The organism is Limnohabitans sp., assembly GCF_044361645.1.
Taxonomy (GTDB): Bacteria; Pseudomonadota; Gammaproteobacteria; order Burkholderiales; family Burkholderiaceae_C; genus Limnohabitans_A.
Genome location: NZ_JBIKIL010000031.1, coordinates 1 through 14,822, shown reverse-complemented (window position 1 = coordinate 14,822; position 14,822 = coordinate 1). Strand labels below are relative to the sequence as shown.

Below are 14,822 nucleotides of genomic sequence, written 5' to 3'. Positions count from 1 at the left end.
CCCGATGATTTTGACCCGTCCCCCTCACCCTTGGACAAGGCTCAAGCCATGGGGCCTTGGGGCCTTGCTGGCAGCTGCTTTGGGCGCATCCCAGGCCGCGCTTGGCACAACCGCCACAGCGCGCAGTGCAACACAAGGGAGCACCACCCCAACGCCGCGTGCAAGCCCAAGCAATTTGCCGCCCGGCATTTTGAAAATCTTGCGCCAAGCGCAGGTGCCGCCATCGGCTTTGAGTGTCTTGATCGCGCCCGTGCCCGCCAACGCCAAAGCCCCACAAGCGGCGGCACCGCGTTTGTCCCACCATGCCCAAAGCAGCGTCAACCCGGCATCGGTCATGAAGCTGTTCACCACCTACGCAGGCCTGAGCCTGCTCGGACCAGACCACACTTGGCGCAACCGCATCTACACCGATGGCACCGTGCGCGACGGCGTGCTGCACGGCAACTTGATCGTGCGCGGCAGCGGCGACCCCAAATTGGTGGTCGAGCGTCTGCAGGACTTGCTCCAACAAGTGCAAGCCGCAGGTGTACGAGAGGTGCGAGGCGACATCGTGCTGGACCGCAGCGTGTTTGATGTGCGCGAGCGCAGCGAAGCCTTTGACGACGAGCCCCTCAGGCCCTACAACGTGGGACCCGATGGTTTGCTGCTCAACTTCAAAGCCGTCATTTACACCTTCACCCCCGACCCGGCCAACGGCCTGGTGCAGGTGCGCTTTGAGCCCCCGTTGGCGGGCCTGTCGGTCACCAGCAAGTTGCCTTTGACCTCAAGCCCTTGCACCGACTGGCGACGCCAATTGCAGGCCGACTTCAGCCAGCCGCTGCAGGTTCGGTTTGCCGGGGGCTACCCCGCCAGTTGCGGCGAGCGGGAATGGCCCGTGGCCTTCCCAGACCCTGCCCAGTACGCCCCGCGCGTGTTGCAAGCCCTGTGGGCTGGCGCGGGCGGGCAACTGAGCGGACAGGTGCGCTACGGCGCACGCCCAGCCCAGGCCCGTTTGCTGGTGGACGCCCCCTCTTTGCCGATGTCAGAAGTGATCAAGGACATCAACAAATTCTCCAACAACGTGATGGCCCAGCAGTTGTTCCTGTCGCTGTCGAGCGAACTGGGAGCACCCGGGCGCTTTGAGGCCTCACGCCTGCGCCTGTCGCAGTGGTGGCGGCATGGCTTTGCGGCTCAAAGCGAACCGCTGCTGGACAACGGTTCTGGCCTGTCGCGCAGCGAGCGCAGCACGGCGCAAGCCTTGACCGCCTTGCTGCAGGCGGCCCACGCGGGGCCACATGCCCAAGCCTTCATCGACTCGTTGGCGGTGGCAGGCGTGGACGGCACGGCCGCCCGCCTGAAAGAGCGCCTACCCCAATCGCCTGTGATCGGCAACGCTTGGCTGAAAACCGGCTCGCTGCGCGATGTGGCCTCGGTGGCCGGTTATGTGCAGGGCCAAAGCGGCCAACGTTACACCTTGGTGGCGGTGCTGCACCACCCCAACGCCCACCAAGCGCGGGCGGCGCTCGACCAGTTGCTGGAATGGACGGTGCGCGACCTGGCTTCGACCACGGCCAGCCGCCGCCAGCGCGCCAGCGCTGAGCGCAAGGCCGCACAGCGTGGCGCAACGCGCTGATACCTCAAAGCAGATCTCTCAGAAGGACTTCGACCATGAATTGGATCGACTGGGTGGGCACCGTGGCCGCTTGTCTCACCACGACCAGCTTCATTCCGCAGGCTTGGCAAACTTTTCGCACCCGCGACGTGAGCGGCATCTCGCTGGGCATGTACAGCCTGTTCACCGTGGGCGTCGCCCTGTGGCTGGTGTACGGCATCTTGCTGATGGCCTGGCCCATCATCATCGCCAACGCCATCACCACCAGCCTGGCGCTGATGATTTTGGTGATGAAGCTGCGCTACCGGTAATTCACAGCAATTACCCTTTTACTGGTATTGACCCCGTGAATTAAAAGGAAATCCAGTCATAATATTGAAATGGAACGACCGTTCTTTTCCAAAAAGGAGACATGACATGGAAAAATTTCTAAGATGGGGTTGGTATGCCTTGCTGACCAGTTTGGTGGCTGTGGGCATCGCCGCCTGCGGTGGCAACGACAGCTTGCCGCCGAAAGCCAACATCAGCAAGGTCTATGTGATGGGCGACAGCTTGGCGGATGTCGGGACCTTTGGGGGCGTCAAGTTCACCGTGCAAGACCCCGTAAAACCGAGCAATTCGCTCATTTGGACTCAACTCATCGCCAACTATTTTGGTTTGAACGGTGGTGCTCAATGTCATTTTTATACGTTCACAGGCACCACGTTCGCACCCAATCCAACTGCGGGCTGCACCAACTATGCCATCGGCGGTGGTCGGGTGAGGGTCAAAGACGCAGACGGTGGCGCACTGAACCCCTTAACCGTTGGCACCCAAATGGCCACACGCGCGCTTGCAGGAGATTACAACGCGAATGATCTGGTGCTCATCGTGGCCGGTGGCAACGATGCGGCCGATCTGACAACGGCCGTCCTGCAAGCGGGCGCAGACCCAAGCAACGCGGGTGGCAAGATCACGGAACTTCAAACTTTACTGAGGCAGCAGTTGACGGATGAACAGACAGGGCAACTTTTGGGGGCAGACCCATCCGGTGCGGCTGCAGGCAACGCCTACATGACCGCATTGGCAAACACATTGTTCAACGATGTAAAAACCAAAGTTCTGGATAAAAAAGCCACCCACGTCGCGATTTTGAACATGCCGGACATCACCATCACCCCGCTCTTGCAAGCCACGCTGAGCACCATGCCCCCAGCCACGGCCAGTGGCGTGCAGGCCTTGGTGCGCACTTGGGTCACCACCTTCAACACGCAACTCAAAACCAATATCGCCAATGATTCACGCATCGCCCTGGTCGATTTTTACACCGACTTCCAAGACGAGGTGAGCAAACCCGCCGATTACGGCCTGGCCAATGCCACCACACCCGTTTGCTCAGTCGACAAGCCTGCTGGTCTCGGCAAATTTCCTTGTTTCAGCACCGAGTTGGATGCCCTTCCTGGCAAAACCCCCGGTTGGTGGAAAACCTATGCCTTTTCTGACGGCTTCCACCCCACCCCTTTTGGCCACAGCCTTTTGGCCGCCTCTGTAGCGCGGGCATTAGCACGCGCTGGCTGGCTCTGACATTCCACCTAGGAGTTACACATGAAAAAACACCTTATGGCTCTCGGTCTGGTGGGCTGCGTCTCTTGTGCAGTGGCGCAAACACCGGGGTCTTGGTTGATCCAAGGCGGCATCACCCAAATATCCCCCAGCGTCACCAGCGGCAATTTGAGCGCGCCATCACCCTCAGGCACCACCGTGGGAGTCGGCAGCGACACTCAAGTTACGGCGCAACTGACCTATGTTTACAACGACCATTGGTCCGTGGCCGTCCCGCTGGGCTTGGGCTTTCAGCACAAGCTCTATGGCACAGGCGCGATCTCCAACACGGGCCAAATAGGCACCGTCACGGCCTTGCCTATCACCGTGTTTGGTCAGTACCGCTTGGGTGAAGCCAATGCAAAATTCCGGCCGTATGGCGTGTTGGGCCTGAGCTATGTCTATTTCCATGATGCCAAAGGCAGCGCGGCCCTCAATGGACTCAACCCCATCAACCCGGTGGGTGGCAGCACGGGTCTGAAAGTGGACTCGAAATTTGCACCCAGCCTGGGCTTGGGCATGTTCATCCGCATCGACGACCGCTGGTTTGTGGACTTGTCTTATGCCAAGACTTTCCTGAAAACCACCACCACGCTGTCCACGGGTCAAAGCATCCGGACAACACTGAATCCAGGCATCACCTCATTAGGTGTCGGTATGCGCTTTTGATCGTCAGCGCTTCTATTGTGAAAACGCCCACAGCTTCGGGCGTTTTACAAGCTGCCATCAAGCCGCTGCCCGCTGCAGTCTGTCCCGCACGCCTTCCCACTCGGGCGTGTCGGGGGGCAGCTGGACCCAGATTTGCGTCACACCTCGGGCGTCCAAATCGCGCAGCACGCTGAACAAATCGTGTGCTGCTTTTTCGGCTGTTGCAGCTTGCTGTCGCCACAGCACCCCAGCACCCACGCCCACTTGGGGTGAAGGTCGTTCGCTTGACCACAGCCCCAGGTTGTTGGCATGCGGCCCCAAGGCCTGCAGTTTGGCGCTGATGTCTTGCGCCGACATCAGGTGCAGCTTGGCGCGGGGCGCGTAATGGGATTCGAGCGTGCCCGAGGCGCGCGGCGCGGTTTGCCCGTTGACCTCCTGTGGGGCGTCTTTGCCCCGAACCGCAAGGCCACACGCAGCCTCAATCTGCGCCCGCGTGATCTGCCCCGGGCGCAGCAGCACCGGCTCGCCCCGCGTGCAGTCGATGATGGTGGACTCGATGCCGACCTCGCAGTCGCCGCCGTCCAAAACCAACAAATCAGGACCCAGCTCAGACTGCACATGCGCGGCCGTGGTTGGGCTGACGCGGCCAAAGCGGTTGGCGCTGGGGGCCGAGACACCCAGCACGCCCAGCGGCAAACACGCCTGCAGCAAGGCCTGGGCCACTGGGTGCGAGGGGCAGCGCAGACCAATGGAATCCTGCCCCCCGGCCGATGCCGCCGCCACACCGCGCAAGCGCGGCAAGATCAAAGTGAGCGGGCCAGGCCAAAACGCAGCCATGAGCTTTTGCGCAAAGTCGGGCACTTGCGCGGCAAACAGCGGCACCTGCGCCACACTGGCCAGATGCACGATCAGCGGGTGGTCGGCAGGACGGCCTTTGGCGATGAAAATTTTCGCCACTGCCGCGTCGTCGGTCGCGTTGGCCGCCAGGCCGTACACCGTCTCGGTGGGCAGGCCGAGCAGCTGGCCATCACGCAGCACCTGCGCCGCCTGGGCCACGCTTGCCTCGTCGGCACTCAAGATCATGGTGGTCTTTAAAACGCTTCGATGCCCAGCAGCGCTGCCGCTTGCAAAGCGGTGGCGCGCACGGCCTCGGGCGTGGCGCCGGTGATGTTCAGGTGCCCCATCTTGCGCCCCGGGCGGGCTGTCAGCTTGCCGTACAGGTGCAAATGGGTGCCCGGCAGCGGCAGCACCTGGCCCCAGGCGGGGCTGGTCGGGCCCTTGCCGGTGGGCGTGACTTCAGGCCACAGATCACCCAGCAGGTTGAGCATGATGGCGCTCGAATGCTGGCGCGGCTGGGTGAGCGGCAAGCCCGCCAGCGTGCGCACTTGCAGTTCAAACTGTGACTGGTCGCAGGCGTTCATGGTGTAGTGGCCGCTGTTGTGCGGGCGCGGGGCCATTTCATTCACCACCAGCTGGCCGCCTTCGAGTATGAAAAATTCCACACACAGCACGCCCACGTAGTGAAGGCCTTCGGCAATCGCGCGGGTGGCGGCCACGGCTTGCGCGGCCACATCGGAAGGCACTGCGCCGTCGTACACACTGGTCACGGCCAAAATGCCGTCTCGGTGCAGATTCGATTGCACCGGAAAATTCACCACCTGCCCATCGGCCCCGCGCGCCACGATGACCGAGCACTCGGCCTGCAGCGGCAGCATTTTTTCGAGCACGCAGGGCACGCCCTTCAACTGGGCCCACGCGGCTGCCAGTTCTTCGCGGGTTTTGACGCGGATCTGGCCCTTGCCGTCGTAGCCCATGCGGTTGGTCTTCAAAATACCGGGCAGCAAATCCTCGCCCACCGAGGCCAGCTGTGCGGGGTTCTCGATCACCGCGTGCGGGGCCACCGGCACACCGCAGCGCACAAAGTGGGCTTTTTCGGCGGCGCGGTCTTGCGCAATCGCCACCGACTCGGACGCCGGGGCCACCGGGCGGTGCGCGCCCAGCGTCACCAGCGCCGGTGCGGGCACGTTTTCAAACTCGGTGGTGATGGCGGCGCAGCGCTGCATCAGCTGCGCCAAGCCCTGCTCGTCCAAATAATCGGTCTGGATGTGGTGGTGACTCACCTGCCCGGCGGGGCTGGCGGCATCGGGGTCGAGCACCGCCGTGAAGTAACCCATGGCCTGCGCCGCGTGCACGAACATGCGGCCCAACTGGCCGCCGCCCATCACGCCCAAAGTGGCCATCTGGCCATTGACCATGGCGCCCGGCAAAATGGCGCGGCTCATGCGGCACCCGAGCTTGCAAGAGGTGGCAGCGTCATGGCGCGGGCCATGGCGGTTTGCTCGGCGCGGAAAGCCTCAAGCTTGGCGCGCAAGGCCGGGTCGTGGTTGGCCAACATGGCCACGGCAAACAGGGCCGCGTTGGCTGCACCGGCTGCGCCAATGGCAAAAGTGGCCACCGGCACGCCCTTGGGCATTTGCACAATGCTGTGCAGCGAATCCACGCCCGACAGGGCTTTGGTCTGCACCGGCACGCCCAGCACCGGCACCACGGTTTTGGCCGCGATCATGCCCGGCAGGTGGGCCGCGCCGCCTGCGCCCGCGATGATGGCCTGCAAGCCCCGCTCGGCCGCGCTCTGTGCGTAAGCAAACATATCGTCCGGCATTCTGTGGGCCGAAACCACGCGGGCGTCGTGAGCAACGCCAAACTGTTGGAGAATCTGGACTGCGTGCTGCATGGTGTCCCAGTCGGAGCTGGAACCCATGACGACGCCGATGAGCGCTTGAGTCATTGGGTGCTTTTCGTGATCAATCTCGAATTTTAAGGTTTCGCTTCACACGGAGCCGAAACACAACCCGGAACACTGCCCGCCATGATGGACGTCACGATACAAAACTTTGAAACCGAGGTCATCGAAGCCTCCATGACCACGCCCGTGCTGGTGGACTTTTGGGCCCCTTGGTGCGGCCCTTGTAAATCGCTGGGCCCCGTGCTCGAAAAAGTCGAGCTCGCCTATGAAGGCCGTTTCAAACTGGTCAAGATCAATTCCGATGCAGAGCAACAACTGGCCCAGGCCTTTGGCATCAAAAGCATACCGACCTGCATCTTGCTCATGAATGGCCAACCGGTCGACGGCTTCATGGGTGCTTTGCCCGAAGGCCAAGTCAAGCAATTTTTGGACAAGCACCTGCCCGCCGCGGGCGAACTGCAAGCCCAAGCCGCCCTCCAGGATGCCCAAGGTCTTTTGGCGGCAGGTGACGAGCACAGCGCCCGCACAGCCCTGGAACAAGCCTTGGCCACCGACCCCGGCAACGACGATGCGCGTTTTGACCTGGTCAAGCTCTTGATCGGCCAAGGCGAGTTGGCCCAAGCCTCGGCCTTGTTGGCCCCGGCCATGGCCCGCATCCCGGTGCCACTGCGCTTTGAGGCGCAAACCCAGTGGCTCAAGGCCCTGGAATTTGTGACCACCGACCCGCGTGGTGCTTGGGAGCTGGAGCAGTTTGATGCCTTGATCGCTCAAAACAAGCGCGACTTTGAAACCCGCTTTGCCAAAAGCCGCTTGCTCATCGCCATCGGTCAATGGGAGGCGGCCTTGGACGAGCTGCTGGAAATCATCATGCGCGACAAAAAGTGGGACGACGAAGCCCCCCGCAAAACCTTTGTGGCCCTGCTCGAACTCATGACCCCGCCCAAGCCAAAAACGCAAGTGGCCACCGGCAAATCGGCTGGCGGCATCGAACTGATGGGCAAAGCCGCCATGCAAGAAGACCCGCACCTGGCCATGATCTCAGCCTACCGGCGCAAGCTGAGCATGATGCTCAACTGAGCGCTGGTCGAAGGGTAAAAAAAGGCCTTGACTGTTTGCAATGCGGCAAGCGGTCAAGGCCTTTTGAGCGTCTCAATCCCTGCGATTCAGCGGGTCACACCCGCCTGGCGTTCAATGTCCATACGCATGCGCTGCAACAGCCCCATGCGCATCAAAACCTCGCCCACCACAAACATGGGGCCGACCAACAGGCCCGAGAGGTCGTCCACAAAGGCGGGTTTGCGGCCTTCAAAATAATGGCCCACAAATTGTAGAAACCAGCCCAGCGCAAAGACTGCCAAGCCCAGCTGCCAAACCGGCCAGCCCCAGCCACCAACCCACTCGGGCAATGCGTGCGCCAAACCGATCAAGGCGCCATTGACCAAGACGGTGCTCAGTCCCAAGAGGGCATGACCCCGGCTGAGGTACCAAAGACTCGTCAGTCCCCAAAGGGCCCACGCCAGCGTGACAGGCAGTCCGGCCCAGAGCCATGTTGGGCCCTGTAACAAAACACCGATGGACAAAACGATCAAAGGAATGCCCACGCAATGCGTGGCGATGTTGCGGCGACTGCGGTGGTACTGCGCGTACTGCACCATCAATTGGCTGGCGGGTCGAAAAAGACTCATCACTCTCCCAGAGGCTGCGTCAAGCTGAAAAAAAGAATACCCAGTTTACAGAAAATTACCATTTTTAACTGATAAAAATTACCAAAACAAGCACTGAACAGTGGATCAACTTTAAAATTAAAACACCACTTTAAGATTCAATTTCAACATGATGCGCACCCAACCCTTGCTCACACCGGAAGAGCTGCAATGCTTGCTCGGTGCAGCGCCCGTTCAAGCCCAACGCCCCACTGCGGTCTGGCGATGCCCACGCAAGTTTTTGCATTTTGGCGCAGCGCTTTGGCTGGTGAAGGGCGTTTTCTTGTACGCGGTACTCACAAGCCCACAAGCCACCCACCTGCTGGGCAGCGGGCTTTATTTGGGCATGCGCGGCACTCTCGAACTGGCGTGCTTGATGGTCTTTGGCCTCGCCGCCATGCACCCCCATGGCCGATCTTTGGCCAGCGCCAGCATGCTGGTGGCCTGCACCAGCTTGGTCATGGATGCCATGACCGTGCTCAGCGTCACCGCCTGAACAATCTCTGCCGGCCCCACTGCCCCACTGCCCTCTGTCATCTACCCTCTGCCCCACAAGCGCTGCATGGCAGCGCTTTTTTCATGGGTCAGGCCATCAGCCTTTTCATGGCCTCTTCGTACTTGGCGGCAGTCTTTTCGATCACCTCTCGCGGCAAGCGCGGTGCAGGCGGGGTTTTGTCCCAGGGCTTGCCATTGATTTGCGCGGTTTCCAGCCAATCGCGCAGAAACTGCTTGTCGTAACTGGGCGGGTTGCTGCCCTCCCGGTAACTCTGTTCATACAAGTCTGTGGGCCAGTAACGCGATGAGTCGGGCGTCAGCACCTCGTCCATCAGCACCAGCGTGCCATCGGCATCCAGGCCAAACTCGAACTTGGTGTCGGCAATGAGGATGCCTTTGGCCGCCGCGATGTCACGCGCCGCGACGTACAGCTGCAGGCTGATGTCGCGGATGCGGCCGGCCAGATCGACCCCGATCATGGCCACGGTTTGCTCGAAGCTGATGTTCTCGTCGTGCTCACCCACCGCCGCTTTGGCCGCAGGGGTGTAAATGGGTTCGGGCAGGCGGCTGGCGTTTTTCAGACCGGCGGGCAACTTGACACCACAAACAGCTTGGTTTTCTTGGTATTCCTTCCAGCCGCTGCCGGCCAGATAGCCACGCACCACCGCCTCCACAGGAATCGGTTTCAGGCGCTTGACCAACATGGATCGGCCCGTGACCTGGGCCGCTTCGCTTGCGCTCACCACGCTCTCGGGGGCGTCGCCCGTCAGGTGGATCGGGCAAATGTTCAGGCCCTTGGGGCCGAGCTGGTCGAACCAAAACAGCGCCATTTGCGTGAGCAGCACGCCTTTGCCCGGAATCGGCTCACCCATGATCACGTCAAACGCGCTGATGCGGTCAGACGCCACCATCAAGATGCGGTCGTCGCCCACCGCGTAGTTGTCGCGCACCTTGCCACGCGCCAGCAAAGGCAAAGAAGTCAGGGCCGAGGTGTGCAGGGCAGAGGTCATGGCAAAACAGTTAGGGCTACAGCGACAAAAGAAAAAAGGCCCGTTGAACTGACAACGGGCCATTCATGTGGATTATCGCAGGCTCAGTTCACCACTTGGGCCAATTCACCGCGGGCATAACGGGCAGCCACCACCTGCAAATTGTCGCCCTTGATCTTGGGCGCTTGGCCTTCGCAGCCAAACTCCAAATAGCGCTGTTTGCAAATTTGCTTGGCCGCTTCGCGGGCGGGTTTGAGCCATTCGCGGGCGTCGAATTTGTCGGGGTTTTCAAACAAAAACTTGCGCACCGCAGCGGTCATGGCCAGGCGGATGTCGGTGTCGATGTTGATCTTGCGCACGCCGAATTTGATGGCTTCCTGGATTTCTGCCACCGGCACGCCGTAGGTCTGCTTCATCTTGCCGCCGTACTGGTTGATCATGGCCAGCAAATCTTGCGGCACGCTGGACGAGCCGTGCATCACCAGGTGGGTGTTGGGGATGCGGGCGTGGATCTCTTTGACCCGGTAAATCGCCAAAATGTCGCCCGTGGGTTGGCGGCTGAACTTGTAGGCGCCGTGGCTGGTGCCAATGGCAATGGCCAAGGCGTCCAGACCGGTGGCCTGGACGAACTGCGCGGCCTCTTCGGGGTCGGTCAGCATTTGGCTGTGGTCGAGCTTGCCTTCGGCGCCGATGCCGTCTTCCTCACCGGCTTCGCCGGTTTCCAGGTTGCCCAGGCAGCCCAATTCGCCTTCGACCGACACGCCCATGCGGTGGGCCATGTCGACCACGCGGCGGGTCACGTCGACGTTGTAGGCAAAGTCGGCCGGGGTCTTGCCGTCTTCCATGAGTGAGCCGTCCATCATCACCGAGGAGAAACCCAGCTCGATCGCGCCTTGGCAAATTGCCGGGCTTTGGCCGTGGTCTTGGTGCATGACCAGCGGGATGTGCGGCCACTGCTCGGTGGCGGCTTGAATCAAGTGTTTGATGAAGGGCTCGCCCGCGTATTTGCGTGCGCCCGCGCTGGCTTGCAAGATGACCGGGGCCCCGACCTCGTCGGCGGCCGTCATGACGGCCTGGACTTGCTCGAGGTTGTTGACGTTGAAGGCTGGAATGCCGTAGCCGTTGACGGCGGCGTGGTCCAGCAGCTCGCGCATAGAAACGAGTGCCATGGTGGTGTGTCCCTGAGTTGAAAATTCAGCTGCGCCGGTTGCTCACCGGCTTGTAACTGGGCGCGATTTTATAGGGTCTGGCCTGACCCGGACCTGCATCTGCCCGCCCGTGGCCTTGCCCGAAAAAGGAAAGGGCAGGATCAGAACACCCCATGCCAAAGCCCCAAGGGTGCTCGCCAAGCGACTCCTGGCTTGTCAGTCGACTTTGCAGATTTTCAGCATGTTGGTGCCGCCAGGCGAGCCCATGGGCTCGCCGCAGGTGATGGCGTAAACATCGCCCGAGCCCACAATGCCGCGTTTTTTCAAGTGGGTTTCGGCCTCGGCCAAGGCCGTGTCGCGGTCGGCGCTGGTGTCCATCAACAAGGGGCGCACGTTGCGGTACAGCGCCATCTTGCGTTGCGAGGTGAGTTTGGTGGTCAGGGCGTAGATCGGGATGTGCACCCGGTGGCGGCTCATCCACAAGGCGGTCGAGCCCGATTCGGTCATGGCCACAATGGCTTTGGCCCCCAAATGGTGGGCGGTGAACAGCGCGCCCATGGCAATCGATTGGTCGATGCGGCTGAACATCTGGCCTTTGAAGTCGGCATCCAAAGCCGGGTCTTCGGCGTTTTCGGCGGCCTCGCAAATCTTGGCCATTTCTTCCACCGTCTCCAGCGGGTACTTGCCCGCTGCGGTTTCGGCGCTGAGCATCACGGCGTCGGTGCCGTCCAGCACGGCGTTGGCCACGTCAGACACCTCGGCACGGGTGGGCACCGGGTTGGTGATCATGCTTTCCATCATTTGGGTGGCGGTGATGGCGAGTTTGTCGTGTAGCTTGGCCAGCTTGATCATGCGTTTTTGCAGGGCGGGCACGGCGGCATTGCCCACCTCGACGGCCAAATCGCCCCGAGCCACCATGATGCCGTCGCTGGCTTTCAAGATGGCTTCGAGGTGCGGAATGGCTTCGGCGCGTTCGATCTTGGCAATCAGGCCTGGCTTGTGGCCGTATTCGGCCCCGGCCACGTTGCACAGCTGGCGGGCCATTTCCATGTCGGTGGCGTTTTTGGGGAAGCTCACCGCCACGTAGTCGGCGCGCAGGCTCATGGCGGTTTTGATGTCGTCCATGTCCTTGGCCGTCAGCGCGGGGGCGGTAAGGCCGCCGCCTTGCTTGTTGATGCCCTTGTTGTTGGACAACTCGCCGCCCAGCTTGACGGTGGTGTGCACCTGCTCGCCCTTGACGGCGTTGACAGTCAGCACGATCAAACCGTCGTTCAGCAGCAGCACATCGCCCGCCTTCACGTCGCGCGGCAACTCTTTGTAGTCCAGGCCCACGCCCTGCAGGTCTCCCAGCTCGGTGCGCGAAGCGTCCAGCACAAAGGGCGCGCCTGGCTCCAACATGACTTTGCCCTCGGCAAACTTGCCCACGCGGATTTTGGGGCCCTGCAGGTCGGCCATGATGGCCACCTCGCGGCCTGCGCGTTGCGAGGCTTCGCGCACCAAGCGGGCACGGTCCACATGGTCTTGTGCCTTGCCGTGGCTGAAATTCAGCCGGACCACGTTCACGCCGGCCCGGATCATGGCCTCTAGCAGTGCGGGATCGCTGGAAGCGGGGCCTAAAGTGGCAACGATCTTGGTGGCGCGACGGGGCATTGGCAAATCTCCATGTAATTTAGTTTCAATTTTCACACGGAATCGGTGACCCATCGGTTTCTTTCTACCCTTTCACCGCGTGGGAAAACCCGGTCAGTGCGAGGCCCAGGCTGCCCGCCCGGCCCGCGCGCTCGCCGCGATTTCCCTGCCACGATGCCCTTGTTTTGACGCTTGTCAGCCCGTCCAAGGCTCAGGGCGACTAAACTCGGCCCCAAGTTTATTGGATCTACAAGCGCCATGACCGCATTGCACACACCGAACACCGACCAACCCATTGGACTGGACCAAGCCCTGCCGCACCGCAAAACCTTGCGCGAATGGCTCGCGCCCTTGTCTGGCCGCAGCACCGTCAGGGCCTTCGCGCTGCTGGTGTTGGACTACGCCTTGTTTTTCAGCTTGATCACCGGCACCTTGTCCTTGGAGTCTGTTTGGCTCAAGGTGCTGTGCGCCTTGGCTGCGGGTTTTGTCATTGGCCGTTTGTTCATCATTGGCCACGACGCCTGCCACCAAAGCCTGACACCGCACCGCGAACTGAACAAAGTGCTGGGCCGCATCGCGTTTTTGCCCTCGCTCACGCCCTACAGCCTGTGGGATACCGGCCACAACGTGGTGCACCACGGTTACACCAACCTCAAGGGTGTGGACTTTGTCTGGACCCCTTTGACCGCCGCCGAGTTTGATGCCCTGAGCCCCCTGCAAAAGCTGCTGGAGCGGGCCTACCGCAGCGGCTGGGCACCGGGCCTGTATTACATGATCGAGATTTGGTGGAAGCGCGAGTTTTTCCCCAACAAAACCCACATGCCCACCCGCCGCCCGATCTTTTTCAAAGACAGCCTGCTGGTCAGCGTGTTTGCGGGCTTGTGGATCGCCACCGTGGCCGCCGCCGCCGTGGTCACCGGCCAGTCTGTGCTGCTGTCCCTGCTGCTGGGCTTTGTGGTGCCGTTCTTCTTTTGGAACACCATGATCGGTTTCGTGGTCTACGTGCACCACACCCACGTCAAGGTGTCTTGGCACGACAACAAAGCCGCCTGGACCCAGGCCGCGCCCTTTGTCTCGACCACGGTGCACCTGACTTTCCCCTTCAACATCGACGGCATGATGCACCACATCATGGAGCACACCGCCCACCATGTGGACATGAGCATCCCGCTGTACCGCTTAAAGCAAGCGCAGGCCAAGCTCGAAGAAATGCTGCCCGGCCGCATCATCGTGCAGGCCTTCTCGTGGAAGTGGTACTTTGAAACCGCCAAGAACTGCAAGATGTACGACTTCAGCCGCGAATGCTGGACCGACTTCAAAGGCAACATGACCAGCCCGGTGCGCGCCAACTTGCCCAGCGCTGCACAGGCCTGACCCAGGCCTTGCGCCCCACAAAAAACCCCGCTTCGCGGGGTTTTTTGATGGAACGCAAGAACCAGCTTATTGGGGCTTTGCAAATGGCCCCCGGGTCTGCGCCCGGGGTGACAAGGGCTCTGGCGTGACGATGCCACGCCCAAAGCGTAGCGCTTCAGCCCCCCCGTCTCTTGGCATCCCTGCCGTCCCTTGGCATCCCTGCCGTCCCTTGGCATCCCAAGCCACACTTGTCCCGGGCCCTGAGCCGGGACCCATGCCCTTGGTTGACCGCCCCTCAAGCCGCTGCGCGCGTCGTCAAAATTTCGATGGCGGGCAAGGTCTTGCCCTCCAAAATTTCGAGGAAGGCACCCCCGCCCGTCGAGATGTAGCCCACCTGCTTTTCGATGCCGTATTTGGCAATCGCCGCCAGCGTGTCACCGCCGCCCGCGATGCTGAAGGCGCTGGACTCGGCAATTGCCTGGGCAATCACCCGGGTGCCGTTCTCAAAGGCCGCAAACTCGAACACGCCCACTGGGCCGTTCCACACAATGCTGCCCGCCTGCTTGAGCTGGGCGGCCAGCTTGGCCGCCGTCTCGGGGCCGATGTCCAGGATCAAGTCGTCATCGGCCACCTCACTGGCCTTTTTCACGGTGGCCACCGCGTCGGCTGAAAAAGTCTTGGCGGTCACCACGTCGGTCGGAATCGGTACCGCGATGCTGGCGTCGCCCAGTTTCTCGCCCCTGGCTTTCATGGCCTCGATCACGGCTTGGGCCTCACCCACCAAGTCGGCTTCGGCCAGGCTTTTGCCAATCTTCAGGCCCGCGGCCAGCATGAAGGTGTTGGCGATGCCGCCGCCCACGATCAGCTGGTCCACCTTGTGCGACAGGCTCTTCAAAATGGTCAGCTTGGTGCTCACCTTGGAGCCCGCCACGATGGCCA

At 61.6% G+C, this 14,822-nt stretch carries 15 protein-coding genes; 7 read left to right on the top strand and 8 right to left on the bottom strand.

The features are described 5' to 3' along the window. Positions 1-4 precede the first annotated feature (4 nt). From dacB to ACIQ39_RS06750, 4 genes are all read left to right on the top strand, one after another. Positions 5-1,612 carry a D-alanyl-D-alanine carboxypeptidase/D-alanyl-D-alanine-endopeptidase gene (dacB, locus tag ACIQ39_RS06765; RefSeq protein ID WP_396433849.1) on the top strand — a complete coding sequence of 536 codons (1,608 nt, stop codon included), beginning with the start codon at positions 5-7 and terminating at the stop codon, positions 1,610-1,612. Between the two features lie 35 nt (positions 1,613-1,647). After that, positions 1,648-1,902 carry a SemiSWEET transporter gene (locus ACIQ39_RS06760; protein WP_396433848.1) on the top strand — a complete coding sequence of 85 codons (255 nt, stop codon included), beginning with the start codon at positions 1,648-1,650 and terminating at the stop codon, positions 1,900-1,902. Positions 1,903-2,008: 106 nt separating this feature from the next. Then, complete coding sequence (locus tag ACIQ39_RS06755) at positions 2,009-3,154, top strand: SGNH/GDSL hydrolase family protein (RefSeq protein ID WP_396433847.1); 1,146 nt, start codon at positions 2,009-2,011, stop codon at positions 3,152-3,154. A gap of 21 nt (positions 3,155-3,175) precedes the next feature. Continuing rightward, positions 3,176-3,841 (top strand): OmpW family protein, encoded by a 666-nt coding sequence (locus tag ACIQ39_RS06750; protein ID WP_396433846.1) that lies wholly within the window; start codon positions 3,176-3,178, stop codon positions 3,839-3,841. Between the two features lie 57 nt (positions 3,842-3,898). Here the strand turns inward: ACIQ39_RS06750 and ACIQ39_RS06745 are convergent, their stop codons facing one another. Genes ACIQ39_RS06745 through purE form a run of 3 tightly spaced genes read right to left on the bottom strand, consistent with a single transcriptional unit; the run spans position 3,899 to position 6,608 of the window. Continuing rightward, on the bottom strand, positions 3,899-4,903 hold the full coding sequence (locus ACIQ39_RS06745) for an L-threonylcarbamoyladenylate synthase (RefSeq protein WP_396433845.1): 1,005 nt from the start codon (positions 4,901-4,903) through the stop codon (positions 3,899-3,901). A gap of 8 nt (positions 4,904-4,911) precedes the next feature. Next, positions 4,912-6,102: a 5-(carboxyamino)imidazole ribonucleotide synthase gene (locus tag ACIQ39_RS06740; protein ID WP_396433844.1), complete on the bottom strand. Its 1,191-nt coding sequence runs from the start codon at positions 6,100-6,102 to the stop codon at positions 4,912-4,914. Further along, positions 6,099-6,608, bottom strand: a complete 510-nt coding sequence (purE, locus tag ACIQ39_RS06735; protein WP_396433843.1) for a 5-(carboxyamino)imidazole ribonucleotide mutase — start codon at positions 6,606-6,608, stop codon at positions 6,099-6,101. The genes ACIQ39_RS06740 and purE overlap by 4 nt, the downstream gene beginning before the upstream one ends. 81 nt (positions 6,609-6,689) lie before the next feature. Between purE and trxA the strand changes: the two genes are divergently transcribed. Continuing rightward, positions 6,690-7,643, top strand: coding sequence for a thioredoxin (gene trxA / locus ACIQ39_RS06730; protein ID WP_396433842.1), 954 nt, complete (start codon positions 6,690-6,692; stop codon positions 7,641-7,643). Positions 7,644-7,729: 86 nt separating this feature from the next. Here trxA and ACIQ39_RS06725 read toward each other — a convergent pair whose 3' ends face one another. Further along, the gene (locus tag ACIQ39_RS06725; protein ID WP_396433841.1) at positions 7,730-8,251 is read right to left on the bottom strand and encodes a DUF962 domain-containing protein; all 522 of its coding nucleotides are present in this window, start codon (positions 8,249-8,251) and stop codon (positions 7,730-7,732) included. Positions 8,252-8,399: 148 nt separating this feature from the next. On the opposite strand from ACIQ39_RS06725, the gene ACIQ39_RS06720 reads away from it, so the two are divergent. Beyond that, positions 8,400-8,765 (top strand): hypothetical protein, encoded by a 366-nt coding sequence (locus ACIQ39_RS06720; RefSeq protein WP_396433840.1) that lies wholly within the window; start codon positions 8,400-8,402, stop codon positions 8,763-8,765. An 88-nt stretch (positions 8,766-8,853) separates the two neighbouring features. Here ACIQ39_RS06720 and ACIQ39_RS06715 read toward each other — a convergent pair whose 3' ends face one another. The 3 genes from ACIQ39_RS06715 to pyk form a co-directional block, all read right to left on the bottom strand. After that, the gene (locus tag ACIQ39_RS06715; RefSeq protein WP_396433839.1) at positions 8,854-9,774 is read right to left on the bottom strand and encodes a phosphoribosylaminoimidazolesuccinocarboxamide synthase; all 921 of its coding nucleotides are present in this window, start codon (positions 9,772-9,774) and stop codon (positions 8,854-8,856) included. Positions 9,775-9,857: 83 nt separating this feature from the next. Further along, entirely contained in the window at positions 9,858-10,922 is a 1,065-nt protein-coding gene (gene fba / locus ACIQ39_RS06710; protein WP_396433838.1) for a class II fructose-bisphosphate aldolase, read from the bottom strand. A gap of 195 nt (positions 10,923-11,117) precedes the next feature. Beyond that, positions 11,118-12,551: a pyruvate kinase gene (pyk, locus tag ACIQ39_RS06705; RefSeq protein WP_396433837.1), complete on the bottom strand. Its 1,434-nt coding sequence runs from the start codon at positions 12,549-12,551 to the stop codon at positions 11,118-11,120. 237 nt (positions 12,552-12,788) lie between these two features. On the opposite strand from pyk, the gene ACIQ39_RS06700 reads away from it, so the two are divergent. After that, complete coding sequence (locus tag ACIQ39_RS06700; RefSeq protein ID WP_396433836.1) at positions 12,789-13,904, top strand: fatty acid desaturase; 1,116 nt, start codon at positions 12,789-12,791, stop codon at positions 13,902-13,904. A 274-nt stretch (positions 13,905-14,178) separates the two neighbouring features. On the opposite strand, the gene pgk is transcribed toward ACIQ39_RS06700, so the two are convergent. Continuing rightward, a partial coding sequence (gene pgk / locus ACIQ39_RS06695; RefSeq protein WP_396433835.1) for a phosphoglycerate kinase occupies positions 14,179-14,822 on the bottom strand: 644 nt, incomplete at its 5' end.